Annotated in this window: 23 protein-coding genes; 10 read left to right on the top strand and 13 right to left on the bottom strand. The window is 74.8% G+C overall.

What is annotated here, in order from left to right; all coding sequences use genetic code 11:
• Window positions 1–6 precede the first annotated feature (6 nt).
• Entirely contained in the window at window positions 7–798 is a 792-nt protein-coding gene (locus ACFV1W_RS26015) for a hypothetical protein (RefSeq protein ID WP_380419647.1), read from the bottom strand.
• A 154-nt stretch (window positions 799–952) separates the two neighbouring features.
• Here ACFV1W_RS26015 and ACFV1W_RS26010 point away from each other — a divergent pair, with 154 nt between their 5' ends.
• Window positions 953–1,438: an inorganic diphosphatase gene (locus ACFV1W_RS26010; RefSeq protein WP_380419658.1), complete on the top strand. Its 486-nt coding sequence runs from the start codon at window positions 953–955 to the stop codon at window positions 1,436–1,438.
• 68 nt (window positions 1,439–1,506) lie between these two features.
• Here ACFV1W_RS26010 and ACFV1W_RS26005 read toward each other — a convergent pair whose 3' ends face one another.
• Complete coding sequence (locus ACFV1W_RS26005) at window positions 1,507–2,844, bottom strand: pyroglutamyl peptidase (protein ID WP_380419646.1); 1,338 nt, start codon at window positions 2,842–2,844, stop codon at window positions 1,507–1,509.
• 69 nt (window positions 2,845–2,913) lie between these two features.
• On the opposite strand from ACFV1W_RS26005, the gene ACFV1W_RS26000 reads away from it, so the two are divergent.
• Together ACFV1W_RS26000 and ACFV1W_RS25995 are read left to right on the top strand one after the other, a co-directional pair.
• Window positions 2,914–4,110, top strand: coding sequence for a cytochrome P450 (locus ACFV1W_RS26000; RefSeq protein ID WP_380419645.1), 1,197 nt, complete (start codon window positions 2,914–2,916; stop codon window positions 4,108–4,110).
• An 82-nt stretch (window positions 4,111–4,192) separates the two neighbouring features.
• On the top strand, window positions 4,193–5,233 hold the full coding sequence (locus ACFV1W_RS25995; protein ID WP_380419644.1) for a TerD family protein: 1,041 nt from the start codon (window positions 4,193–4,195) through the stop codon (window positions 5,231–5,233).
• Window positions 5,234–5,330: 97 nt separating this feature from the next.
• On the opposite strand, the gene ACFV1W_RS25990 is transcribed toward ACFV1W_RS25995, so the two are convergent.
• Window positions 5,331–6,068 (bottom strand): TetR/AcrR family transcriptional regulator C-terminal ligand-binding domain-containing protein, encoded by a 738-nt coding sequence (locus tag ACFV1W_RS25990; protein WP_380419643.1) that lies wholly within the window; start codon window positions 6,066–6,068, stop codon window positions 5,331–5,333.
• Between the two features lie 126 nt (window positions 6,069–6,194).
• Between ACFV1W_RS25990 and ACFV1W_RS25985 the strand changes: the two genes are divergently transcribed.
• Window positions 6,195–7,232, top strand: coding sequence for an aldo/keto reductase (locus ACFV1W_RS25985; protein WP_380419657.1), 1,038 nt, complete (start codon window positions 6,195–6,197; stop codon window positions 7,230–7,232).
• A 23-nt stretch (window positions 7,233–7,255) separates the two neighbouring features.
• On the opposite strand, the gene ACFV1W_RS25980 is transcribed toward ACFV1W_RS25985, so the two are convergent.
• Entirely contained in the window at window positions 7,256–7,741 is a 486-nt protein-coding gene (locus tag ACFV1W_RS25980) for an FBP domain-containing protein (protein WP_380419642.1), read from the bottom strand.
• A 72-nt stretch (window positions 7,742–7,813) separates the two neighbouring features.
• Between ACFV1W_RS25980 and ACFV1W_RS25975 the strand changes: the two genes are divergently transcribed.
• Window positions 7,814–8,383, top strand: a complete 570-nt coding sequence (locus ACFV1W_RS25975) for a TetR/AcrR family transcriptional regulator (RefSeq protein WP_380419641.1) — start codon at window positions 7,814–7,816, stop codon at window positions 8,381–8,383.
• Between the two features lie 92 nt (window positions 8,384–8,475).
• Here the strand turns inward: ACFV1W_RS25975 and ACFV1W_RS25970 are convergent, their stop codons facing one another.
• Entirely contained in the window at window positions 8,476–10,464 is a 1,989-nt protein-coding gene (locus ACFV1W_RS25970; protein WP_380419640.1) for a BTAD domain-containing putative transcriptional regulator, read from the bottom strand.
• A gap of 206 nt (window positions 10,465–10,670) precedes the next feature.
• On the opposite strand from ACFV1W_RS25970, the gene ACFV1W_RS25965 reads away from it, so the two are divergent.
• From ACFV1W_RS25965 to ACFV1W_RS25955, 3 genes are all read left to right on the top strand, one after another.
• Window positions 10,671–11,549, top strand: a complete 879-nt coding sequence (locus ACFV1W_RS25965; protein WP_380419639.1) for an alpha/beta fold hydrolase — start codon at window positions 10,671–10,673, stop codon at window positions 11,547–11,549.
• 189 nt (window positions 11,550–11,738) lie between these two features.
• Window positions 11,739–13,232 carry an MFS transporter gene (locus ACFV1W_RS25960; protein ID WP_380419638.1) on the top strand — a complete coding sequence of 498 codons (1,494 nt, stop codon included), beginning with the start codon at window positions 11,739–11,741 and terminating at the stop codon, window positions 13,230–13,232.
• A gap of 41 nt (window positions 13,233–13,273) precedes the next feature.
• Entirely contained in the window at window positions 13,274–13,915 is a 642-nt protein-coding gene (locus ACFV1W_RS25955) for a maleylpyruvate isomerase N-terminal domain-containing protein (RefSeq protein ID WP_380419637.1), read from the top strand.
• 3 nt (window positions 13,916–13,918) lie between these two features.
• Here ACFV1W_RS25955 and ACFV1W_RS25950 read toward each other — a convergent pair whose 3' ends face one another.
• On the bottom strand, window positions 13,919–14,749 hold the full coding sequence (locus tag ACFV1W_RS25950) for an ABC transporter permease (protein WP_380419636.1): 831 nt from the start codon (window positions 14,747–14,749) through the stop codon (window positions 13,919–13,921).
• Window positions 14,746–15,657: an ABC transporter ATP-binding protein gene (locus ACFV1W_RS25945; RefSeq protein ID WP_380419635.1), complete on the bottom strand. Its 912-nt coding sequence runs from the start codon at window positions 15,655–15,657 to the stop codon at window positions 14,746–14,748. The genes ACFV1W_RS25950 and ACFV1W_RS25945 overlap by 4 nt, the downstream gene beginning before the upstream one ends.
• A 125-nt stretch (window positions 15,658–15,782) precedes the next feature.
• Between ACFV1W_RS25945 and ACFV1W_RS25940 the strand changes: the two genes are divergently transcribed.
• Window positions 15,783–16,967, top strand: a complete 1,185-nt coding sequence (locus tag ACFV1W_RS25940; protein WP_380419634.1) for a sensor histidine kinase — start codon at window positions 15,783–15,785, stop codon at window positions 16,965–16,967.
• On the top strand, window positions 16,964–17,626 hold the full coding sequence (locus ACFV1W_RS25935; protein ID WP_380419633.1) for a response regulator: 663 nt from the start codon (window positions 16,964–16,966) through the stop codon (window positions 17,624–17,626). The genes ACFV1W_RS25940 and ACFV1W_RS25935 overlap by 4 nt, the downstream gene beginning before the upstream one ends.
• 130 nt (window positions 17,627–17,756) lie before the next feature.
• Here the strand turns inward: ACFV1W_RS25935 and ACFV1W_RS25930 are convergent, their stop codons facing one another.
• The 6 genes from ACFV1W_RS25930 to ACFV1W_RS25905 form a co-directional block, all read right to left on the bottom strand.
• A complete protein-coding gene (locus ACFV1W_RS25930; protein WP_380419632.1) occupies window positions 17,757–18,503 on the bottom strand; it encodes a hypothetical protein in 747 nt (248 codons plus the stop codon).
• Between the two features lie 214 nt (window positions 18,504–18,717).
• The gene (locus ACFV1W_RS25925) at window positions 18,718–20,061 is read right to left on the bottom strand and encodes a nitrate/sulfonate/bicarbonate ABC transporter ATP-binding protein (protein WP_380419631.1); all 1,344 of its coding nucleotides are present in this window, start codon (window positions 20,059–20,061) and stop codon (window positions 18,718–18,720) included.
• An 8-nt stretch (window positions 20,062–20,069) separates the two neighbouring features.
• Window positions 20,070–21,809, bottom strand: a complete 1,740-nt coding sequence (locus tag ACFV1W_RS25920; RefSeq protein ID WP_380419630.1) for an ABC transporter permease — start codon at window positions 21,807–21,809, stop codon at window positions 20,070–20,072.
• A gap of 205 nt (window positions 21,810–22,014) precedes the next feature.
• The gene (locus tag ACFV1W_RS25915; RefSeq protein ID WP_380419629.1) at window positions 22,015–23,049 is read right to left on the bottom strand and encodes a DUF1648 domain-containing protein; all 1,035 of its coding nucleotides are present in this window, start codon (window positions 23,047–23,049) and stop codon (window positions 22,015–22,017) included.
• Window positions 23,046–23,393 carry a GntR family transcriptional regulator gene (locus ACFV1W_RS25910; RefSeq protein ID WP_380419628.1) on the bottom strand — a complete coding sequence of 116 codons (348 nt, stop codon included), beginning with the start codon at window positions 23,391–23,393 and terminating at the stop codon, window positions 23,046–23,048. Before ACFV1W_RS25910 ends, ACFV1W_RS25915 begins: the two co-directional genes overlap by 4 nt.
• A 37-nt stretch (window positions 23,394–23,430) precedes the next feature.
• Window positions 23,431–23,724 (bottom strand): hypothetical protein, encoded by a 294-nt coding sequence (locus ACFV1W_RS25905; protein WP_380419627.1) that lies wholly within the window; start codon window positions 23,722–23,724, stop codon window positions 23,431–23,433.
• Window positions 23,725–23,992 lie beyond the last annotated feature (268 nt).

The raw sequence follows: 23,992 nt of genomic DNA, 5'->3' as shown, positions 1-23,992 counted from the left end.
CGGCGGTCACGGTCCGACCAGGCCGATGGCCCAGGTGTAGGTGGTGTAGCTGCCCATCCGGGTCGGGTGGCGCTCGACCAGCGTCGCGCTCAGTCCCTTGGCCGTCCGGCTCAGCGCACCGGTGGAGCGGTTCTGCTCCTCCGGCGGGAGCGGCAGCAGTTCGGCGAGCACCGCGTCGTCGAGCTCCGGCCCGACCGACCGCAGCACACCGGCGTCCAGCACCAGCAGGGTGCCGTCGGGAAGCGCCAGCGGCTCCGGCACCCGCGCGTCGCTGAGCAGCGGACCGCGCTCCACCGCCCCGCCGGGCAGCAGCCGCACGACCCGGCTCCGGGTGGGGCGCCGGCGGTCCGTCTCGACCACGCGCAGGCCGTCGTCGACCACGTAGTGCCCGAAGCTGCGCCAGGAGTCGGTGACGGCGCCGTCCCGGTCGTGGGCCCGGGTGTCGAAGGCGCCGTGGCCCTCCAGGCCGAGGAGGAACCGCCCGCCCCCGGTCGCCGCGCCGCGCTCGCCGCGCAGCTCGGCGACCGGTGTGCCGTCGGCGAGGTCCAGCAGCAGGGCCGGGCCGAGGTGCCCCCGGTCGGTGTACTCGTGGGTGTCGGTGGTGACCAGCACCCGGTCGGCGGAGACGTGCGCGGCGTTCGGCCGCCCCGGGCAGGGCTGCCGCCAGCGGACCAGGCCGGTCCGGTCGACGCAGCCGAGCACGCCGTCCCCGCCGTGCACCTCCCACCCGTCCTGCCGGGCCAGCGGCCCCGCCGGGCGGCCCTGCGGACGTCCGCCCGCCGTGCGATGGTGGTGCATGACCGTGACCCGCCAACTCCCCCTGGCCCGGATGCTAGCGGCTGGCCGTGAACCGCGGGGGCCGTTTCGACCCTGCCCGGGGAGCCCGGACGGCGGACGATCTGGCCCATGAGCCGAGGAGGAGGCCCCGGTGGAACCCGCCGAGTTCGACGTGATGATCGAGACCCCGCAGGGGTCGCGGAACAAGTACGTGATGGACTTCGACGCGGGCCGGATCCGCCTCGACCGCACGCTCTTCACCGCCACCCGCTACCCCGCGGACTACGGCTACGTCGAGGGCACCCTCGGCGGCGACGGCGAGCCGCTGGACGCCCTCGTCCTCGGCGGCGAACCCGCCGTCCCGGGCTGCGTGCTCACCTGCCGGGCGGTCGGCATGTGGGTGATGCGCGACGAGCGCGGCCCGGACCACAAGATCCTCTGCGTTCCGGCCCACGACCCGCGCTACGCCGTCCTGCGGGACATCGACGACCTGCGCAAGTTCGACCTGCTGGAGATCACCCACTTCTTCCAGGTGTACAAGGACCTCGAACGCGGCAAGTCCGTCAAGGGCTCGCACTGGGCCGGCCGCGAGGCGGCCGGCACCGAGATCGCCGAATCCCGCGCCCGCGCGGTGGGCACCCGCTTCGCTCACCCGGCCTGACTTCCCCGGCAGCCCGGCTGCTGGGGAAGCCGGGGGAGCCGGGAGAGCCGGGCCCGCGCGGCCGCTGCTCAGAGCCGGCCGCTGCTCAGGACGGCGCGGACCTCGTCGGAGATCGCGGCCTCGTTGTGCTCGAACTCCGGTGAGGTGAGCTGGTCCTGTTGGTCCGGCAGGCCGGTGAGGACGGGGGTGTGGAGGTGGCCGCCGGGGAGGTCGGGGTCGAGGGCGAGGCGCAGCCGGTTGGAGCGGTAGGCGACCTCGTTGGAGAGGTAGCCCCCGCCGCCTCCGGCGACGGCGCGGGAGCCGGGGGTGGGGCCGTCGGTGCGCTGGACCGGCGCGGTGGCGCCGGCGGGGATCTCGACGACGGGGGTGTTGAGCAGGACGGGGTACGGCTGCTGGACGGCCGTCATGGCGTCGGTGGGCAGGGTGGTGCGGATGAACTGCGGACCGGCGGCCAGGCCCGGGGCGTCCACCGGGTGGGTCGTGGTGCCGCCGGAGAGCGCGCCGGCGTTGTCGGTGGCCGGGTCGGCGGAGCGGGCGCGCCCGGCCCAGGCCTCCAGGGTGAACGTGCCGGGGTAGCCCTGGCTGATGCTGGTGACCAGGTCGGCGGACTGCGGGCCGCCGGGCCGCAGGCGGGGGCCGAAGGCGCGCTCCACGATGCCCTCGTCGAAGTCCCGGTAGCGCACCGGCAGGACGACCGCCCGCACCTCGGCCGTGCTGCCGTCGGCCAGGGTGATCCGCTGCCCGTCCAGTTGCAGGACGGCCGCACCGGAGGGATTGGCGCGGCGCGGCTCGGTGTCCAGGCCGAAGGGGTCGAATCCGCTGATGAAGATCCGCCGGACGCCGGAGCCGGAGCCGGGGCCCGACTCGTCGCCGAAGCCGTCGTCCAGGCCGCGGGAGGCGTCCTCGAAGCGGGCCCGCAGTTCGTCGTGGTCGACGTCGAACCCGGGCTGCCAGCCGGCGAGCTGGACGGTCATGGCGAGCCGGGTCCAGTACAGCGGACGGTCGTCGAGGGCGGGCAGTTCGCCGCCGGGCCGACGGCCCTGGGCGCGGTCGAGGCCGGCCTGCCAGAGCCTGCGGCCCCAGGTGTCCACCACCCGTTGTGCGCGGTGGGCGGTGCGGGCGGAGCAGAGCGCGGCGGGGAAGCCGTGGAGCAGGTCGTCGAGGCCGGACCGCTCGGTGAAGACGTCGGTCCGGGCGTCCTGCAGCCGGGCCTGTTCGGCGTCCGTCGGGGCGGTGGTGACGGTCCGGCAGGCAGCCGGCGCGGCCTGGGCGGCGGCCGGCGCGAGAAGGGCGGCGAGGGTTCCGGCGAGGGCGGTGGCCAGCGCGGCGGCACGGCCGACGGTACGCCCGGTGGCACGTTCGGCGGCACGTGCGGGGCGTCCGGCGGCGCGGTGAATGTTTGTCATGGACGCTGACAATAGGTACGGCGCTGACGCCCCGCCAGGGTGCCTGTCCCCGCCCCGTAGGCTGACCGCGTGACACCCCTCGACCCGACCGTGAAGTCCCTGCTCACCGACCCCTACGGCGCCTACGCCGAGCTGCGCGCCGAGGCACCCGTCCGGCGGATCGTCGGCCCGGACGGGCTGCCCGTCTGGCTGGTGACCCGCTACCCGGACGTCCGCCAGGCCCTCGCCGACCCGCGCCTCGCCCTCGACCGGGCGCACGCCGCGCCCGGCAACTACCGGGGCTTCGCGCTGCCGCCCGCGCTGGACGCCAACCTTCTCAACATGGACCCGCCGGACCACACCCGGATCCGCCGCCTGGTCGTCCAGGCCTTCACCCCGCGCCGGGTCGCCGCCCTGCGCGCGCCGATCGAGCGCGTCGCCGAGCAACTCCTCGACGCCGCCGAGGACGCCGCCGGGTCCTCGCGCCGCGTCGACCTGCTCGCGAGTTACGCCGCGCCGCTGCCGATCACCGTCATCTGCGACCTGCTCGGCGTCCCCGAGGACGACCGGCACGACTTCCGGGCCTGGACCGACACCCTGATCACCCCGGACCCGGACCAGCCCGAACAGGCCCGCGACGCCGTCGGGGCGATGCTCGCCTTCTTCACCGGCCTGATCGCGCGCAAGCGCGCCGAGCCGGCCGACGACCTGCTCTCCGACCTGATCGCCGTCCGGGACGAACAGGACCGGTTGAGCGAGGAGGAACTGACCTCGCTCGCCTTCCTCATCCTCTTCGCGGGCTACGAGAACACCGTCCACCTGATCGCCAACGCCGTCCTCGCCCTGCTCACCCATCCCGAGCAGCTCGCGGCCCTGCGCGCCGAGCCGGAGCTGATCACGGGCGCCGTCGAGGAGTTCGCGCGCTTCGACGGACCGGCCCCGCTGGCCATCCGCCGCTTCCCGCGCGAGGACGTCACCATCGGCGGCGTCACCGTCCCGGCGGGGGAGACGGTCCTGCTCTCGCTCGCCTCGGCCAACCGCGACCCCGGGCAGTTCGGCGACCCCGACCGGCTCGACCTGCGCCGCCGGGAGAACGGCCACCTCGCGCTCGGCCACGGCATCCACTACTGCCTGGGCGCCCCGCTGGCCCGGATGGAGACCTCGCTCGCGCTCACGGCCCTGCTGCGCCGCTTCCCCGCGCTGGCCCTGGACGTCCCGGCCGAGCGACTGCGCCACCGCCCCACCATGAGGGCCCGTGGCCTGCTGGAACTCCCGGTCCGGTTCTGATCGAGGTGACGGGAACCGGCGTGGCATCTACAGCGTTGTCGTGGTCGAAAAGCGTGATTCGGACGGTGGTGGAGGAAACCCCATGAGTGTGGCCCTGACGAAGGGCGGCAACGTCTCCCTGAACCGGCAGGCGCCCGGCGTGCGGTCCGTCCGGGTCTGCCTCGGCTGGACGGCCGGCCCCGGGTACGACCTGGACGCCAGCGCCCTGCTCTGCGGGGCGTCCGGGAAGGTCCTCACGGACCAGCACTTCGTCTTCTTCAACAACCTGCAGAGCCCGGACGGCGCGGTGCGCCACCTCGGCGCGGACGGCGGGGGCGAGGACCAGGAGCGGATCGAGGTCCGGCTCGCGGACGTCTCGGCCGACGTGCAGAAGGTCGTCTTCGCGGTGGCGATCTACGATGCGGCGCAGCGCCGGCAGACCTTCGGGCAGGTGCGCGGCGCCCACGTCCGGCTCACCGACGCGGACGGCGGCGCGGAGGTGGCCCGCTACGACGTGACGCCGGAGACGGGCAGCGAGACGGCGATGGTGTTCGGCGAGCTCTACCGGAACGGCGCGGACTGGAAGTTCCGCGCCGTCGGCCAGGGGTACGCCTCGGGGCTCGCGGGCATCGCCACCGACTTCGGTGTCGACGTCCTCCAGCCGGCGCCGGCCGCCCCCTCCGCCCCGGCGCAGGCCCCGGCGCCGCTGCCCCCGATGCCGGCGGCCGCGCCCGCCGCCGTCGTTCCCGCTGTTCCGAAGACCCAGCCAGTAACAGGGAGTTCCCCCGTGACGTGTTTCTTCGACCCCACCCACGGTGTCGGCTCGGCCGCGGTGCTGTGGCAGCCGCAGTGGGGCGTGCCGCGTCAGGTCGAGGCCTGTGCCGCCTGCGCCCAGCGGGTGCAGACCACCGTCCCGCCGTTCTACACCCCGCCGCAGGCCGGCTACCCGCAGCAGCAGGTCCGGCCGCAGGTGCCCGCCCAGCAGCAGGACCAGGGCGGCCGCCGCTTCGGCACCGGTGCCATGCTCGGCGCCGGTGCGGCGGGCCTGGTCGGCGGCATGCTGCTCAACGAGGCGCTGAGCGACGACGAACCCCAGGTGGTCGTCAACAACTACTACGAGGACGACGACGACTCGTTCTTCTGAGTCGTCACCGCTCTTCCCCCCGCTCCCGGCACCGGCCGCACCGCGCAACCGCGTCGTGCGGCCGTTCCCGTGCCCGGGGCGGTGCAGCCGCGTCCGCTCAGGCCTCCTGCCGCCGGTACGCGCCCGCCCGGGCGGCGGCCTCGGCGGCGGCCGCGGCGCGGTCGGCGGCCGGCTCGTCGAGCGGCTCGGCGGTGGTGAGCATCCGGTAGTAGAGCGGTGCCGAGACGGCCCGGATCACCTCGAACGCGTCGGTGTCCGGCGGGAGTTCGCCGCGTTCGACGGCCTCGGTGACGCACGGCGCCCACTCCTCGACCCGGCGCCGGTAGAAGTGCCGCAGGGCTTCGGCCGTCCCCGGATCGCCGTTGGCGGCCACGATGACGGCGCGGAACAGCGCGCCCTGCCGGGGGTCGGCCAGGGTGCGCTGGACGAGTCGGGCGTTGGCCCGTAGGTCCTCGGTGAGCGAGCCGCTGCGGGAGCGCGGCAGCGACTGCTCGGCCATGTCGGCGAGCAGGTCGGCGACCAGGGCGGTGGTGCTGCCCCAGCGGCGGTAGACGGTGGTCCGGCCGACCTCGGCCCGCTGGGCGAGGTCGGCGAGGTCGAGCCCGCCGAAGCCGTGCTCGACCAGGGCGTCCTCGGCGGCCCGCAGGACGGCGGCGCGGACCCGGGCGGTACGGCCGCCGGGGCGGACGCTCCCGGGCGAGCCGGTCGTCCCGGGCGCCCCAGCCGTCCCGGGCGCCCCAGCCGTCCTGGGCGCCCCAGCCGTCCCGGGCGAACCGGGCGGGCCGGAGGCGGCGGGGTCGGCGGACTCGGCGGGTTCAACCGGCTCGACAGCCATTAACGGGATTCCTGTTCCATTAGTCGGGTGGAGTCTGCTAGCTTCGAAGCATCCTAACGGAACGGGAATCCCATTAGGGACTCCGAGGGGAGTACTGTCATGGCAACCACCACGGAATCCAGCGGCATGGAGTACCGCCGGCTCGGCGCGTCCGGACTCAAGGTCCCCGCGCTCAGCCTCGGCACCGGCACCTTCGGCGGCCGCGGCCCGCTGTTCGGCGCCTGGGGAACCACCGACGTCCAGGAGGCCCGCCGCCTGCTCGACATCGCCATCGACGCCGGAGTCACCCTCTTCGACACCGCCGACGTCTACTCCGACGGCGCCTCCGAGGAGGTGCTCGGCCAGGCCCTCCGCGGCCGCCGCGACCAGGTGCTGATCTCCACCAAGGCCGGACTGCCGCTCGGCGACGGCCCGCAGGACGCCGGTACGTCCCGCGCCAGGCTCATCCGGTCGGTGGACGACGCGCTGCGCCGCCTCGGTACCGACCACCTCGACCTGTTCCAGCTGCACGCCTACGACGCCGCCACCCCGATCGAAGAGGTGCTGGCCACTCTGGAGGACCTGGTCCGTGCGGGCAAGATCCGCTACACCGGCGTCTCCAACTTCTCCGGCTGGCAGCTGATGAAGTCCCTGGACCTCGCCGACCGCCACGGCCGCCCCCGCTACGCCGCCCACCAGGTCTACTACTCGCTGGTCGGCCGCGACTACGAGTGGGAGCTGATGCCGCTCGCCCGGCAGGAGGGCGTCGGCGCCCTGGTGTGGAGCCCGCTCGGCTGGGGGCGCCTCACCGGCCGGATCCGGCGCGGCCGGCCCCTCCCGGCCGGCAGCCGGCTGCACGACACCGCCGACTACGGGCCGCCGGTCGAGGACGAGCTGCTGTACCGGGTGGTCGACGCCCTCGACGGGGTCGCCGCCGAGACCGGCCGCACCATTCCCCAGGTGGCCATCAACTGGCTGCTGCGCCGCCCGACCGTCTCCTCGGTCATCATCGGCGCCCGCAACGAGGAGCAGCTGCGGCAGAACCTCGGCGCCGTCGGCTGGTCGCTGACGGAGGATCAGATCGCCCGGCTGGACGCGGCCAGCGCCCGCACCGCGCCGTACCCCTACTTCCCGTACCGCCGCCAGGCCGCCTTCGCCCGGCTCGACCCGCCGCTGGCCGGCTGACCCGCCCGCGGTCCGGTGGCCGGTCAGGCCGTGACCTTGGCGAGGAAGGCGGCGAGGTTGTCGACGGTGCGCCGGATCTTCTCCTCCAGGGTGAGCGACTCGTGGAGCCGGGTGCCGACCTCCCGCTTTCCGCGCACGTAGAGCGAGCAGGCGAGGTCGGTGCACATGTAGGCGCCGACGGAGTTGCCCTGCTTCCCGGCCGTTCCGGCCAGCGGTGCGACCAGCAGCGAGACGCCCCCGGTGTGGGTGGTCACGCAGAGCGAGCAGATGCTGCGCCGGGCCTGCCAGGAGGCGGCGCCGGAGGAGCGCAGGGCGACGCCCACGGTGCGGCCGTCCAGCTGGGCCGCGAGATAGGCGCGATCGGGCGCCTGGGGGTCGCGCCAGCCGAGGAAGTCCAGGTCGTCCCAAGGCAGTTCGGTCAGGTCCCGGGGGACGTGCAGGCGTTTCGCCTCGCCCTTGCTGCAGTTCACGAAGGCGGAGCGGATCTCGTGTTCGGTCATCGGCTTCATAGGGAGCAAAGTAAATTACCTAGGGGAATTAGGCAAACGTATAATGGCTTCAGGCGATCGAAGGGGAAGCCCATGGCACGCGTAGGACTGAACGCGGAACGACTCACCCGGGCGGGAGCGGAACTGGCCGACGAGGTCGGCTTCGACAAGGTCACGGTCTCCGCGCTCGCGCGGCACTTCGGGGTCAAGGACGCGAGCCTGTACTCGCACGTCAGGAGCTCCCGGGACCTCAAGACCCGGATCGCCCTGCTCGCGCTGGAGGAACTCGCCGACCGGGTCTCCGCCGCCCTGGCCGGACGCGCCGGCAAGGACGCCCTGGCCGCCTTCGCCAACGCCTACCGCGACTACGCCCGCGAGCACCCCGGCCGTTACGCCGCCGCGCAGCTCGAACTCGACTACGAGACGGCCCTCGACAGCGCCGCCGTCCGGCACTCCCGGATGACCCGCGCGATCCTGCGCGGCTACGACCTCGCGGAGCCCGACGAGACCGACGCGGTCCGCCTGCTCGGCAGCACCTTCCACGGCTACGTCGCGCTGGAACGGGCGGGAAGCTTCCAGCACACCCCGCGCACCACGGAGGAGACCTGGGCGCGCGTCCTCGACGCCCTCGACGCCCTGCTGCGCAACTGGCCGAAGGCCTGACGCGCACTCCCCGGCCGCCGCCACGGGTGCCCCGGTGGGCGAGCCCCGGAAGGACGATCAGAGCCCCGGCAGGACGATCAGACGGGCACCGTTCAGCACCGGTCCCGGCCAGGGCCCCTCCGCGAACTCGCGTCCGCGGGGCCGCCGTCGGCCCCGGCGCAGGCCTCCGCCTCTGCCAGGTACCGCGCGACCGGGCCGAGGGTCAGCATCCCGCTGGCGCCACCGGCGTCCTCCACCGCGGCGCCGTGCAGGGCGGCCGCGGCCCGGGCGGCGGTCGCGCGTTCGCCGAGGCGGGAGGCGGCGCGGGCCGTCAGGCACCACAGGGCCTCCTGGAGGTGGTCGTGCGGCGGTTCGGGTGCCGCGGCGAGGGCGGCCCGGGCCTCCTCGGCCCGGCCCTCGGCGAGCAGCACCAGGGGCCGCGCCCAGGGCCGGTACGGTCCCCAGTCGAGCCGCGGGTCGGTGGGCGCCGGACGGTCGTGCAGCAGGCGCAGCCCCAGCAGGGCGAGCGGGAAGAGGCCGCGGTGCAGTCCCGGCATGCCGGCCGTGCGGAGGGCCTCCTCGGCGGCGCGGTACTCCGCCGCGGCCATGGCGGCGGTCGGCCCGCCGGGTTCGGCGCTGTGGGCGGCCGTCGCCCGGGCCCGGAACCACCCGGTGAGCACGGGCACGAGCGGCGCCTCGGTGGTGGCGGCGATCCGTTCGGCCGCCTCGGCGTGGGCGGCCGCGGCGTCCAGGTCGCCGAGGGCCGAGGCGGACTGCAGACGCACGAGCCGGCCCAGTACGGCGAAGTTCGCCAGGCCGTGCCGACCGGCCAGGTCGAGGAGTTCGGTGCCGATCCCGTCCCGGGCCACGGCCAGCCCGGGGCGGCCGAAGGACTGCAGGAACACCCCGTTGAGGGCGAAGGCCAGCAGCCCGGGATCGGCCAGGCCCCGGGCCAGCGCCTCGGCCTGCCGGGCGGCCCGGTTCGCGCGCCGCAGTCCGGCCGTGGACAGGTCGGCGCTTCGGCTCTCGACGGCGACGGTCGCCAGGAGCCGGGCGGAGAGGTCGGCGGGCCCGTCGGGGCCGAGCGCGGTGAGGGTACGCTCGGCGGCCTCGACGACCGCGCGCGACTGTTCGGGGTCGTCGGCCCGGCTCCACAGGGCGGGCACGTCGTACGCGCCGATGATCCGGGCGGTCAGCAGCAGGTCCCCGGTGCGTTCCGCCGCCCGGATCGCGGCGAGCCGGTCGCGACGGGAGTGGACGAGGGCGTCGCCGCCCGCCAGGGCGAGGGTGCGGGCCAGTTCCACGGTGGTGCGCGGGCCGAGCCGGACGCCGGGCCCGGACCAGGTGGTCCGGGCGGGCCCGACGGGTGCGGGGCCGTTGAGGATCTCCGCCTCCAGGCGCCGCAGTTCGACGCCGGGGTCGAGCCCGAGCTGGTCGACCAGCATGGCGCGGGCACGGCGGAGGGCGGCCAGCGCGTCGGCCTGGCGGCCCGCGCGGTGCAGCGCGCGGGCGAGCAGCCCCCAGGCCGGCTCGCGCCACGGGTGTTCGGCGACGTGGGCGCCCAGTTCGGCGACGAGCCCGGCTCCCTCCCCGGCGTCCAGCAGGAGCCGGGCGCGCAGTTCCACCCCCTCCAGCCGCAGCTCCTCCAGGCGGGCGCGCTCGCGCTGCGCCCAGGCGGAGTCGGGCACGTCGGCGTAGGCGGGCCCGCGCCAGGCGGCGAGTGCCGCGCCGAGCTCGGCCGCCGTGCCGGGGTCGCGCCGGGCGCGGGCCAGGGTGTCCTGGAACCGGTGGGCGTCCACGTCCTCGCGGGGCAGGCGAAGCGCGTAGCCGGGGCCCTCGGTGACGATGACGCGCGGCGCGTCGCGGGGCGGCCGGTCGGGTTCGAGGGCGCGGCGCAGCGCGGCGACGAAGGTGCGCAGGGCGCCCACGGCGCGGACCGGCGGGTCGGTCCACAGGTCCTCGACGAGGGTGTCGGTGGTGACCATCCGGCCTTCGGCGGCGACCAGCCGGGCCAGCACCTCCCGGTGGCGGGGGCCGCCCAGCTCGACGGGGCAGCCGTCGTCGCGGAGGGCCCGTACGGCTCCGAGCACGTCGATTCGCATGCCCCCATCCTCCGTGCCGGGGGTGGGCCGCGCCCGACCGCACTGATCGGTTGCTGATCGGGGTCGAGCAGGCTGGCCAGGTCGGTTCCACCCGACACCCCGCACCCAACCCCCTGCACCCGGCACCCCGCGCCCGGTTCCCGGCACCCGCTTTCCGGCGCCCGGTTCCCGACGCCCGGTCCCAGACCCGAGAGGAGACGCCCTCCATGGCCCCCACCATCCCCGGCTTCGACCACCTCCGCCTGCCCGGCACGGACGGAGTGCGGCTGGCCGCCGCCGTCGGCGGCAGCGGCAGCCCGGTCGTGCTGCTGCACGGCTTCCCGCAGACCCACCTGATGTGGCGGCACGTCGCCGAGCGGCTCGCCGACCAGCACACGGTGATCTGCCCCGACCTGCGCGGGTACGGCGCCAGCGACAAGCCGGCGGAGACCGGCCCCGAGGTGTACGCCAAGCGCACCATGGCCGCCGACGTGGTGGCCGTGGCGGCGGCGCTCGGCCACGACCGCTTCGCCCTGGTCGGCCACGACCGGGGCGCCCTGGTCGCCTTCCGGGCCGGGCTCGACCACCCCGAGACCGTCACCCACCTGGGCATCCTCGACGTCGTGCCGACGCTCGACATGTGGAACGTCCTGCACGGGGTGTCGGCGGCGGTCGGTTACCACCTGTACCTGATGGCGCAGCCGCCGGGCCTGCCGGAGACCATGATCGCCAACAGTGCGGACGCGTTCTTCGGCTCCTTCCTCGACGCCTGGGGGAACGACCCGGCCGCCCTGCCGCCGGAGGTGCGGGCCGAGTACCTGCGGGCCTGCGCCGCGGCGGTGCCGTCGATCGTCGCGGACTACCGGGCCTCGGCGGGCGTCGACGTCCGGCACGACCAGGCGGACCTGGACGCCGGGTCGCAGCTGGCGATGCCCGTGACGGTGGTCCAGCAGGACTGGGGGGCGCAGCTGGGCTACGACGCCGCCGCGGTGTGGCGGGCGTGGGCACCGGACCTGGACCACCGGCTGACCGGGGCCGGGCACTTCATGGCGGAGGAGGCGCCCGACGAGGTCACGGAGGCGCTCCGGGACCTGCTGGCCCGCTGAACGGCACGGTGTGCAGCGCGTCCGAGTGGGCCTGGACGACCGGCGCGGTGTGCGCGGCCGGCCGCGCGGTGGGGCGCGCGCGGGCCGCGGCGGACCCGGGTGGCGGCGCGCCGGGGGCCGGGCGAGGATGAGCCGGAGCAGAGCCAGGCCCACCCGGGACCAGTGCCCGGACCCCGCGAAGAGGCCCCCATGACCTCCCAACCGTCCCGCGACGCGGAGAAACCGCAGCCGCCCGGTTCCACCGCCGCCAGTGGGCGGGCCGAGGCTCGGCGCTGGCGAGCGCTGACGGTCTGCCTGGTCGCCGGATTCATGACCCTGCTGGACGTCAGCATCGTGAACGTCGCGCTGCCCACCGTCCGGGCCGGGCTGCACATGTCGGACAGCGGACTGCAGTGGGTGCTCAGCGGCTACGCGCTCGCCTTCGGCCTGGTGCTCGTCCCCTCCGGGCGGCTCGGGGACGCCCGCAGCCGACGGGCCGTCTTCCTCACCGGCCTGGCCCTGTTCACCGCCGCCAGCGCGCTGGCCGGGGCGGCCCAGAGCCAGGAGTGGCTGGTGCTGGCCCGGCTGTTCCAGGGCGCGGCCGGCGGGGTGCTGGTGCCCCAGGTGTCCGGCTTCATCCAGACCCTGTTCCAGGGCGCCGAACGCGGCCGGGCCTTCGGCGCGCTCGGCGCCACCATCGGACTGTCCACCGCCGTCGGGCCACTGCTCGGCGGCCTGCTGATCCAGCTGTTCGGCCGGCAGGACGGCTGGCGCTGGGTGTTCCTGGTCAACCTGCCGATCGGCGCGGCCGCCCTGCCGATCGCCTACCGGCTGCTCCCGCCGCCCGGCCCGGCCGCCGAACGGGCCGGGCACCGCGACTTCGACCCGGTCGGGGTGCTGCTGCTCGGCGCGGGCACCGTCGCCCTGCTGCTGCCCTTCGTGCAGCAGCAGCAGTGGCACAGCGCGACCCGCTGGCTGCTGCTGCCGGTGGCTGCCGTGCTGCTGACCGCTTTCGTCGGCTGGGAGCGGCACTACGCGCGGCGGCGCGAACCGCTGGTCAGCATGGCCCTGTTCACGGTGCGCCCGTACGCGGCGGGGGTGCTGCTGTCGCTGGTGTACTTCGCCGGCTTCACCGCGGTCTTCTTCATCTTCACGCTCTACCTCCAGGCGGGCCTGCACTACTCGGCGCTGACGGCGGGCCTGGCGGTCACCCCCTTCGCGGTCGGCTCGGGAGTGGCCGCCGCCGTGGGCGGGCGGCTGGTCAGCCGATTCGGACGGCGGCTGGTGGTGCTCGGGCTGGTGCTGGTGCTGCTCGGTCTGCTGGTCTCCGTCCTGGCCGTCCAGCTGTGGTCCGGCCCCTCCGTGGGCTGGACGACCCTCGGCCCGCTGCTGGTGGCCGGGGTGGGCAGCGGCCTGGTGATCTCCCCGAACCAGACGCTCACCCTCCAGTACGTCCCGCTCGCCCGCGCCGGCAGCGCCGGCGGCGTCCTGCAGACCGCCCAGCGGGTCGGCTCGGCCGTCGGCATCGCGGTCGTCGGCTCGGTCTTCTTCGCCCACGCCGCAGGCCCCCACCCCGACTGGGCGCTCGCCTTCCAGCTGGCCGACACCGTCGCCTCGGGGCTGGTCCTCGCGGCGCTGCTGGTGGCCCTGGCCGACGAGTGGGCGAACCAGCGGGAGAGCACGGGGCGGTCCCGGGGGCCCTGACCCGTGGTGAGTCGGGGCGGCAGCGGGGTAGGAGGTGCGGCATGACGGATGCCCGGACGGACTTCCTGGCGGCGGCCCGCGCGGCGGAGGCGCTGCTGCGCCGGGCCGAGGTGGCCGACGACTGGGCGAGGCCCAGTGCGTTGGCCCGGTGGAGCGTGGGCGGCCTGGCCGGGCACCTGGCGTACCAGGTGCTGTGCGTGCCGGAGGTGCTGGCCGCCCCGGTGCCGGGCGAGGAGACGGTGGGGCTGCTGGAGCACTACCGCCGGTCCCGGTGGGTCGGGGCCGGGGTCGACACCGAGATCAACGTGCGGATCCGGCAGGGCAGCGAAGCGGTCGCGGCCCCAGGGGCGGCGGCGCTGAGCGGCCGGCTGGCCGAGACGCTCGGCGGGCTCACGGCCGTCCTCGCGGGTGAGGACGGCGCCCGGCCGGTCCGGCTGCCGTTCTGGGGGGCGTGGTCGCTCGTACTCGACGACCTGCTGACCACCCGGACCATGGAACTGGCCGTCCACGCGGACGACCTCGCGGTCAGCGTCGGGGTCCCGACCCCCGAACTCCCGTCCGAGACGGCCCGGTCGGTGATCGACCTGCTGACCCGGCTGGCGGTGCGCAGGCACGGCCAGGTGAGCGTGCTGCGGGCGCTCAGCCGGGCCGAGCGGGCGCCGGGCAGCATCGCGGCCTTCTGATCGTCAGTGGTCGCGGCGCCGGATCGCCGCTACCGCCACGGCCACCGAGACGAGCGCCCACATCGCGTAGGTGGTCCAGGAGCCCGCGACGGTGGCCGGGTAGTCGGTGGGCCGCATGCCCGCCGGCGAGATCCGGGACAGGCGCTGCCACGCGGGGAAGGGCAGGGCGTGCAGCAGGTCGGCCGTCCAACGGTAGCGCTCGGTGACCAGGGACGGCAGGAAGAACAGCACCACCACGGTGCCGACCACCGCGCCCGCGCTGTGCCGGATCAGGGTACCGAGGCAGAGCCCGACCAGTCCGCACACCGGGGCGAACAGCGCGGCCGCCGCCACGTACCGAAGGGCGGACGGGTCGGTGATGGACCGCCCGATGCCCCGGTCGGCCAGGATCGCCTGGGTGAGGCCGAAGGAGCCGCCCGCGGTGACCGTCCCGAAGCCGAGCAGCACCGCCGTCAGCACGGCCGCCTTGGCGAGCAGCACCGCCCGGCGGTCGGGGACGGCGGCCAGGGTGGTGCGGATCAGTCCGGTCGCGTACTCGCCCGCGATGACGATCGCGCCGAGACCGCCGCCGACCAGCATCAGGACGTCGGCCGAGGCCGTGATGAAGGAGTCGTTCAGCGCGACCTGTGCCATCACCGCCGGGTCGCCGTCGCCGGGCGCGTAGTGGTCGTGGGTGTACTGGGCGGACTTGACGTTGGCCGCGACGGCGAACAGCGTGGCGAGGCCGAGCACCCAGGGGATCGAGCGCAGCGACCAGAACTTGAGCCACTCGGCGGCGAGCAGGTCGCCGAAGCGGTGGCGGCGCACGGGGGTCGGGAGGGTGGCGGTGCTCATCGGGGCTCTCCGGCGAGGTATTCGACGCTGTCGGCGGTCAGTTCCATGAAGGCCTCCTCCAGGGAGGCGCCGCGCTCGGTCAGGGCGTACAGCAGCAGGCGCTGCTCCAGGGCGAGTTCGCCGATCCTGCGGGCGTCCAGGCCGGTGACGTCGAGGCCGCCGTCCGGGCCGGGTCGGACGGCGGCGCCGGCTGCGCGCAGCACGGCGGTCAGCCGCTCGGGTTCGGCGGCGCGGACGGTGACGGCGGAGCGGCCGGCCCGGGCCGAGAACTCGGCGAGGCTCTCGTCGGCGATCAGCCGGCCGCGGCCGATCACCACCAGACGGTCGGCCGTGTGCTCCATCTCGGCCATCATGTGGCTGGAGACGAAGACCGTCCGGCCCTCCGCGGCGAGCCGCCGGAACAGCCCGCGCACCCACAGCACGCCCTCCGGGTCCAGCCCGTTCAGCGGCTCGTCGAAGAGCAGCACGGGCGGGTCGCCGAGCAGGGCGCCGGCGATGCCGAGGCGCTGCTTCATGCCCAGTGAGTAGCCGCCGATCCGCCGCCCGGCGGCGTCGGCGAGCCCGACCTCGGCCAGCACCTCCTCCACCCGGCCGGGCGGGACCGCGTTGCTGCGGGCCAGGGCGAGCAGGTGGGCCGCGCCGGTGCGTCCGCCGTGGACGTCGCCCGCGTCGAGCAGCGCGCCGACCTCGCGCAGGCCGCGCGGCAGCCCGCGGAAGGTCCGGCCGTCGACGGTCACCGTGCCCGAGGTGGGGTCGTTGAGGCCCAGGGCCAGCCGCAGGGTGGTGGACTTGCCGGCGCCGTTGGGGCCGAGGAACCCGGTGACGTGACCGGGGCGCACGGTGAAGGTCAGCCGGTCGACGGCCGGTCGGCGGCCGTAGCGCTTGGTCAGTTCGATGACTTCGATCATGGGCACCACGGTGCCGGGGGAGCCCCTGCCGCCACATCGGACCGGTGTCGACACCACAGGTCGGCCCCGGTCGTACAACCACGGTCGGATGACGGCGTTCACCGCCGTCGTTACGATCTCGAACCATGCCCGCGACACCGACGCCCCCGCTGTTCCGGCACGTCCCGCCCGAGGCCTGGACCGCCCTCGCCTGGTGCGTGGCCGTCGCCTATCCCGCCCTGCTGCTCCGCGGCACCGGACGGCTGTACGGCGGCGCCGCCGCGCACGGCGGCCTGCCGTTCACCCTGGCCGATACGGCCGTCGCCTTCGCCGGCGCCGCGCTGGTGCGCCGGGTGCCGGTGCTCTCGGTCGCCGTGCTACTGATCGCCACCTGGACGGAGACCGACGGCTGGGCGGCGAAGTCGCAGGTGCCCGCGGTCGCGCTGCTCGCCGTGGACGTCGCGCTGTTCCTGATCACCGCCCGTGCCCCGCGCCGCAGTTCGCGCGCCGCCTTCGCACTGGTCATGACCTTCCTGGTGCTGCACATCGGACTGGTCCCCGGCAACACCGTCGGCATCTTCACCGGCACCCACATCGGCACCGCCGACGGCGCCGCGCTGCTCGCCCTGGTCGCCTGGCTGGCAGGGCGCTCGCTGCGGCAGAACCGGGAGCACGCCGAGGCACTGAGCAGCCGGGCCGCCGCCGAGGCGGTCACCGCCGAACGGCTGCGGATCGCACGGGAGATGCACGACACCGTCGCCCACAGCATCGGCATCGTCGCCCTGCAGGCCGGCGCCGCCCGCCGGGTCATCGACCGCCGGCCCGAGCGGGCCAAGCAGGCACTGGGCGAGATCGAGTCCGCCGGGCGGGAGACCCTGGCCGCGCTGCGCCGGATGCTGGTCGCCCTGCGACAGGCCGACGGCGAGGTGTCGCACACCGTCCCGCAGGGCCTGGCCGATCTCGACCGGCTGGCCGCGACCACCACCGCGGCGGGTGTGCGGGTCGAGGTGCGGCGCTCGGGCGAACCGGGGCCGCTGCCACCGGAGATCGACCTCTCGGCGTTCCGGATCATCCAGGAGTCGGTCACCAACGTGCTCCGGCACGCGGACGTCCGCGACTGCCTGGTGACCGTCGGCCGTACCGCGGGGGAGCTCCGCGTCGAGATCACCGACCGCGGCCGGGGCCACGGCACCGCGCCCGGCGGCTTCGGCCTGGCCGGGCTGCGCGAACGGGTCGCCCTGCTGCACGGCGAGTTCGAGGCCGGACCGCGCCCGGAGGGCGGCTTCCGGGTCGCCGCCCGGCTGCCCGTCCCCGGGGAGGCGACGGCGTGATCCGCGTCGTCCTGGCCGACGACCAGCCGCTGGTACGGGCCGCCCTGGAGATGGTGATCGCCGAGACGACGGACGTCGAGGTGGTCGGCGAGGCGGGCGACGGCGCCGAGGCCGTCCGGCTGGCCACCGAACTGCGCCCGGACGTCGTGGTGATGGACATCCGGATGCCCGGCACCGACGGCATCGAGGCCACCCGGCAGCTGACCGCCGCCGACGGGCCGACCAGGGTGGTGGTGCTCACCACCTTCGACGAGGACGAGCACGTGTACGCGGCGCTGCGCGCCGGGGCGTCCGGGTTCCTGGTCAAGGACATGGCACTGGACCACATCCTCGCCGCGGTGCGGGTGGTCGCCGCGGGGGAGGCCCTGATCGCGCCGAGTGTCACCCGCCGGCTGATCGGGGCGTTCGCCGGACAGCAGCCGAAGCCGGTTCCGGTGCCGGTCCCGCGCCGACTGGACGTGATCACCGACCGGGAGCGGGAGATCCTCACCCTGGTCGGCCGGGGCCTGTCCAACACCGAGATCGCCGCCGAGCTGGTTCTCAGCGTCGCCACCGTGAAGACCTACATGACCCGGCTTCTGGCCAAGCTGGACGCCCGTGACCGGGTCCAACTGGTCATCCTCGCCTACGAGACGGGCCTGGTCTCCGTCCCCGGCTGATCAGGCACTCAGGGCGCGCTCAGCGCTTGACGGCCACGCCCGCGTACATCGCGCTGTCCCGGTCGCGGATCGCCGGGGCGTCGGCGTCCGGCCGCCAGTGGTGGACCAGGGTCACGCCGGGGACGAAGGCTCAGGTCTGGGGCGCCTCCGGACTCCGTACGTCCAGCGCCACCGCCTGACGGGGGATCGTCCCGGACCCGGCCCGCCCGCCGCGCCCGGCCGCCAGCTCCACCGCCGCACCGATCCAGGCCGCACCGAACGCCCAGGTCGCCACCCACTCGCACAGGTACATCGGCCGGACCGCCCAGTCCGCCCCGAACCCCGACAGCCCCGCGACCGCCGCCGCCACCAGCGCGACCAGGATCAGCACCCCCGCCGCCAGGTACGCCGCACCGACCCGGGCCGGCTGCGTCGAGCGCGGATTGCGGAAGGAGTACAGGCAGAACAGCGCCAGCATCACGAACAGCAGGGCGGCGAACACCAGGTGGAACACCCCGACCGTGCGCTGCAGCCCGGTCGGATCCCCCGGCGCCGTCGGGCACAGCGCCACCCCCAGCGCGAACAGCCCGGCCGCCGTGCTCCACCGGTCGTCCCGCCGGTCGAAGCGGTAGCAGACCAGGAACACCCCGAGCGCGCACAGCGCCCCGACGAAGACGTCGCGCGTCCCCGTGTAGTACGCGGCGCTCATCGACGCGGGCCAGAACCCGCCCGTCGAGCGCCCCGTGACCTCGTCCGCCAGCCAGTCGCCCAGCGGCAGGGCGGGCGGCAGCAGCACGCCGATCGCCCCGACCCCGAAGCGCAGGAACCTGACTGTTCGTTCGTCCTGGACGGTCCGCCGTGAATCGATTGCTCTCTGGATGCTCCGGTCGTCGCTCACGGATGCCTCCTCGCTGGTCCGTGCGATGGTTGGCCGTCAACTGGTGTACCCGCACAGGAGATCGCCCCACCACTTGATCGGGTGGTTTAGCCCGCGGAGAGCCCACTGGCATCCCCCGGTGACCAGCATCGACCGGGTCGACCCGGTCGACCCGCACGGAGCCGCCTCCCCGGGCCGGCGAGCGCCTGCCGCTGAAGGTCGACACCCCGGTCCTCTACCGGCAGGACTGATCGGCCGCCCACAAGGTCGCCGCCGCGCCCGGGTCCAGCACGAATTCGGCGTCGTCGGCGTCGTAGTCGTACAGCTCCCCGTAGCGGCCCCAGTCGATGGCGGTCTCCAGTTGCCGCCGGGCGTCCTCGGTGTCGAAGCCGGCGCGCAGCAGGTCGAGGAAGAAGTCCTCGCGCAGTTTGTGGTCCTCGGTGGTGGCCAGCGCCTGGACGACGGCGCGCACCAGCGGGGCGTGGCGGGCGGCGTTGCGGGCGAACAGCTGCTTGCTGGTGAGGATGTCGGCGGCGGCGAACTCGCGGCCGGCCGGGGTGATGGCGAAGCGGCCCCCGGTGGTGCGGGCGAGGTCCAGCAGGACGGCGGCGTCGACCAGTGGGAGCAGGTCGTCGACCTCGAAGTTCAGTTCGTCGGCGATCTCGGCGAGGCCCTCCTCGCCGCCCATGGCGAGCAGGATCTCCAGCAGGCCGGCCAGTCCGCCGACGGTGGCGGGCGGCAGCGGGGTGGTGATCGGGGTGGCGGCCTGGCGGGCGGCGGGTTCGGCGGCGGGCTGTTCCCCGCGGCCGGTGAGGATGCCGTAGACGGTGTCGACCAGGGCCTCGAACTGGGCGGTGCGGCGGTCGCGCGGGCGGGGGAGGCCGACGGTCAGTTCGGAGCGGATCCGGCCGGGGTTGGAGGACAGCACCAGGATCCGGTCGGCCAGCAGCACCGCCTCCTCGATGTTGTGGGTGACGATCAGGACCGACTTGGCCGGCGCCTCGTGCCCCTCCCAGAGGCCGACCAGCTCGTTGCGCAGGTTCTCGGCGGTCAGCACGTCCAGGGCGGAGAACGGCTCGTCCATGAACAGCGCGTCCGGTTCGACCACCAGCGCCCGGGCGAAGCCGACCCGCTGGCGCATCCCGCCGGACAGCTCCTTGGGGTAGGCGCCCTCGAAGCCGTCCAGACCGATCAGGTCGATCGCCCGCAGGGCGCGCTCCCGCCGCTCCTCCTCGCCCACCCCGCGGGCCTGGAGGCTCAGTTCGACGTTCTGCTGGACGGTCAGCCAGGGCAGCAGCGCGAAGGACTGGAACACCATCGCCACGCCCGGGTTGGCGGCCCGCAGCGGGATGCCGCGGTAGCTGATCGTCCCGGAGGAGGGCGGGATCAGCCCGGCCAGGCAACGCAGCAGGGTGGACTTGCCGGAGCCGGACTTGCCGAGCAGGGCGACGATCTCGCCCTCGGCCAGGTGCAGGCTGATGTCGTCCAGCACCGGCAGGGCCCGCCCGTCCGGAGTGGTGAAGGTCTTGGTGACGGCGGAGGCCTCGACGATCGTCGTGCGGGCGCTGGTGGTGGTCACGGACTTCCTCACAGGGCGTAGCGGGTCTCGGAGAGCCGGTGGAGCCGGCGCCACAGCAGCCGGTTGAGCGCGACCACGTACACGCTCATCACGCTCACCCCGACCAGGACCTTCGGGAAGGCCCCGGTGGCGGTGGCGTCCGCGATGTACGAGCCGAGCCCGGTGGCGGTGAGGTGGTGCGAGCCGTAGTCCACCACCTCGGCGACGATCGAGGCGTTCCAGGCGCCGCCGGCCGCGGTGATGCCGCCGGTGACGTAGTACGGGAAGACCGCCGGGAGGACGAAGGCGCGCCAGCGCAGCCCGCCCCCGACCTGGAAGCCGGCCATCGCCTCGCGCAGGTCGCTGGGGATCGCGGAGGCCCCGGCGACGACGTTGAACAGGATGTACCACTGGGCGCCGAGGGCCATCAGCAGCACCGCGCCGACGTCCAGCGGGACCCCGAGGGCGACGAATGCGGCGGTGGCGAAGGGGAACAGGAAGTTTGCCGGGAAGCTGGCCAGCACCTGCACCACCGGCTGGGCGAAGCGGGCGACCCCGGGGTTCATCCCGATCCAAACCCCGACCGGCACCCACAGCGCGGTCGCCGCCACCAGCACCACCACCACCCGCCCGAAGGTGGCCGCACCGAGGGCGAAGGCGTGGCCGAACTCGCCGAGGCCGACGGTGGTGCGGACGTAGTCGAAGGCCCTCCAGGCGCCGAAGACGACCAGGACGGCCACCGCCCCGGCGAAGAACACGTCCCCGGTGCGCTCCCGGGCAGCGGGGCGGGCGAGCGGGTGCTCGGCCAGGCCGAAGACGCGCGTGCCGCGGTCCAGCGCGAGCCCGAGCGGCCGCAGCGGCCGGGCCGCCAGCTCCGGCAGGCTGGAGCGGCGCAGCAGGTCGAGGACGACGCTGCGCGGCCGGTCGGCGGACTCCGACTCCTCCACCCGGAACCGCTCGGACCAGGCCGTCATCGGCCGCCAGAACAGCACGTTGACGCCGATCACCATGACGACCATCACGCCGGTCGCGATGCCGACCTGCCGCAGGTCGCCGTCGCCGATGGCGGTGGCCGCGTAGGAGCCGATGCCGGGCAGCGCGTAGCGGTGGTTGAGCACGCCGATCGACTCGGAGGCGGCGAGGAAGAACCAGGCCCCGCCGAAGCTCATCATCCCGTTCCAGACCAGCGGGATCATGCCGCCGGGCACGTCCAGGCGCCAGAACCGCTGCCACTTGGTCAGTCGTATCACCCGGGCCGCCTCGTCCAGTTCGCGCGGCTGGCTGACCAGGGAGTAGTAGAACGCGAAGGTCATGTTCCAGGCCATGGAGGTGAAGATGGCGAAGACCGACGCGCACTCCAGGCCGAGCGTGGAGCCGGGGAAGAGGTTGATGAAGGCGGTGACGGTGATCGACAGGAAGCCCAGGATCGGCACCGACTGGAGGATGTCCAGGACCGGCAGCAGCACCTTCTCCGCCCGCCGCAGCCGGGCCGCGGCGCTCGCGTAGACGAAGGTGAACAGCACCGAGGCGAACAGCGCGACGAACATCCGCAGCAGCGAACGCACCGCGTAGAAGGGGAGGTTCGACGGGTCGGTGGAGACCGTGGCGGGGGCCTGGGCGGGCAGGAACGGCGCGTCCAGCGAGGGGGCGAGCCGCAGCAGCCCGTACAGCCCGGCCACCAGCGCGGCGGCGACCAGCACGTCGACCCAGCTGAGTTCGGGGCGGCGCCAGACGCTGCGCGAGGGGAAGCCGCCGCTGCCGTCGGCCACCCGCACCACCGTCCTCCGCTGCTCGCCCGCTCATCACCCGAGGACGGGTCCCGGCCGCTGGGTCGGCCGCGCACCAGCCTCGCCGCAGACGGACCGGCCCGCCACCGGAGGGCTGCTCACGGGTGGCGGGCCCGGGCGGGGCTCGGCGTACTGGGGCACCGGCGGTAGGGCGATCAGCGTGTCGGGGCGTCGGCCCTACGGGCGATCAGCGCGTCGAGGCGTCGGCCCTACGGGCGATCAGTGCGTTGAGCAGGGCGGCGCCGCGCTCGGCGTCGTCGACGCTGACCGCGAAGTCCCGTCCGCGCTCGGTGCGGACCACCAGGCATTCGCCCCGGCGCAGGAACACGATGCTGCCCCCGCGGTGGACGCGGTAGCCCCAGCCGCCGGCCTGGCGGGCGGTCAGCCGCTCGACCCGGGCCGAGACCAGCTCGGCGGGGGCCAGGTGCCGGGCGGGCCAGCCGAACGGGCCGAAGCCGACGTGCAGGCCCGCCTCGGTCACCCGGACCCGCACCGAGGAGCAGAGCAGGGTGACCACGGCGCCGAGGCCGAAGAACGTGACCGCCCGCCAGTCCACGGAACCGGTGAGCCCGCTCGCGGCCAGCATCACTCCCGGCACCGAGAGCAGCCCCAGGACCGAGGAGAGCGTCTGCAGCCAGTGGTTGGAGGCCTGCGAGAGCCAGACCAGCCGCTCACCGGTCCTCGGCTCCAGCACCGGCGCCCCGAGCGGGGCGGCCGGGGCGCCGGTGCCGGTGCCGACGCTGGCGCCGACGGGCCGTCGGGTCGCCAGCCAGGCCAGGGCGCCCGTCAGGCCGGCCGCCACGACGATCAGGACCACCTCGAAGCCCATCGGCGCGGCGTCCTGCCACCGGGCGCGGTCCAGGTTGGCGCGCACGATGGAGGCCTGCGCCCCGCTCAGCAGCACCCCGGTGGCGGCCAGTAGGGGCCCGGCGAGGCCGCGGGCCCACCCGGGCCGGAACCGGAGCGCGACGGCGAGCGCCCCCGCGACCAGCAGCCAGACGGCGGCAGGGAACAGCGCCGCCGTCGTCAGCGGCATCGAACCGTCCGGCCGGCTCCCGCTCCAGTGGGTCGCCACCCGCTCCGGCAGCCGGTCGCGCGCGCTCATCGGCATCGCAACCAGCAGAGCGGCCACACCGAGGGTCCAGACCACCGCCCCCCACAGTGCGCCCCGCCGGACCGGCCCGTCCGGGGCGGGCTCTCCCGTAGGCTCCTCGTCCCTCACGACATCCCCCTGATCAGATCCACGAGATCGTTCCTGCTGTAGCCGGCCCTGGCCGCCTCCGCGATCAGCTGCCGTACCCGGTCGACCAGTTCGGCGCGGGTGCCGGCCTCCTTCGCGACCGTGATGCCACGGCCCCGGCGGAACTCCAGCACCCCCTCGTCTCGCAGGGCGCGCAGCCCGCGCAGCACGGTGTTGGTGTTCACTCCGAGGGCCCGGGACAGCTCCCGGGCGGGCGGCAGCTTGTCGCCGGGGGCGCACTCGCCCTCCGCGACGGCCCGTCGGATCGCGCCCGCCACCTGCTCGTGCAGGGGGCGGGCGTCGCCAAGATCGAGCTTCAGCAACATGGTGCTAGTGAGGTTAGCACCATGGGTTGGTTCCGGATCAGGGGATGTAGAGGCTCTGCGCCTCCGTGACGCGACTGTCGTCGCCGGCCTGGATCACCTCGACGACCTCCCCGGTGCAGTCTGCGCCGGAGTGGATCTCCGCCGCCTCGTCCGTGAGGTTGTCGACGATGCTGGCGGTCCCGTCCAGTGCGTAGCACCCGGAGGGGTCGGTGTGGGTGGTGCCGTTGACGGCCAGGTCTCCGGTGGCCGCGGCGGTCGGAGAGGTGCCCAGGGCCAGGGCGGCGGCGATCATCAGTGGGACGCCGAGGGCGGCGTTGGGGGTGAGCTTCATGCCGTATGCATAACCGCTGCGCCTCGGCCCCTCGCCGAATGCGTGCGGGGGTCACCTCGCAGGGCGGCGGGATGGGCCGAATGTCCGTGAGCGTTTGAGGACGCCCGCTCCGCGCTGTCGGCGGTCCCGCCGGATCCGCTCCGGCCCCGGTCGGCCGACGGCGTGTACGGAGTCCGTAGGAAACCCGGTCCGCGGCGTCAGGAAGCCGTCAACGAGGGCCGGTCGGCCGGCCCGGTGGCGGTTGGGTGGGGGGCGATGAACCACCGGA

This window comes from Kitasatospora sp. NPDC059648 (assembly GCF_042734825.1).
GTDB lineage: Bacteria > Actinomycetota > Actinomycetes > Streptomycetales > Streptomycetaceae > Kitasatospora.
The sequence above is the reverse complement of the archived record's forward strand: the minus strand, read 5'-3'. Positions and strand labels throughout refer to the sequence as shown.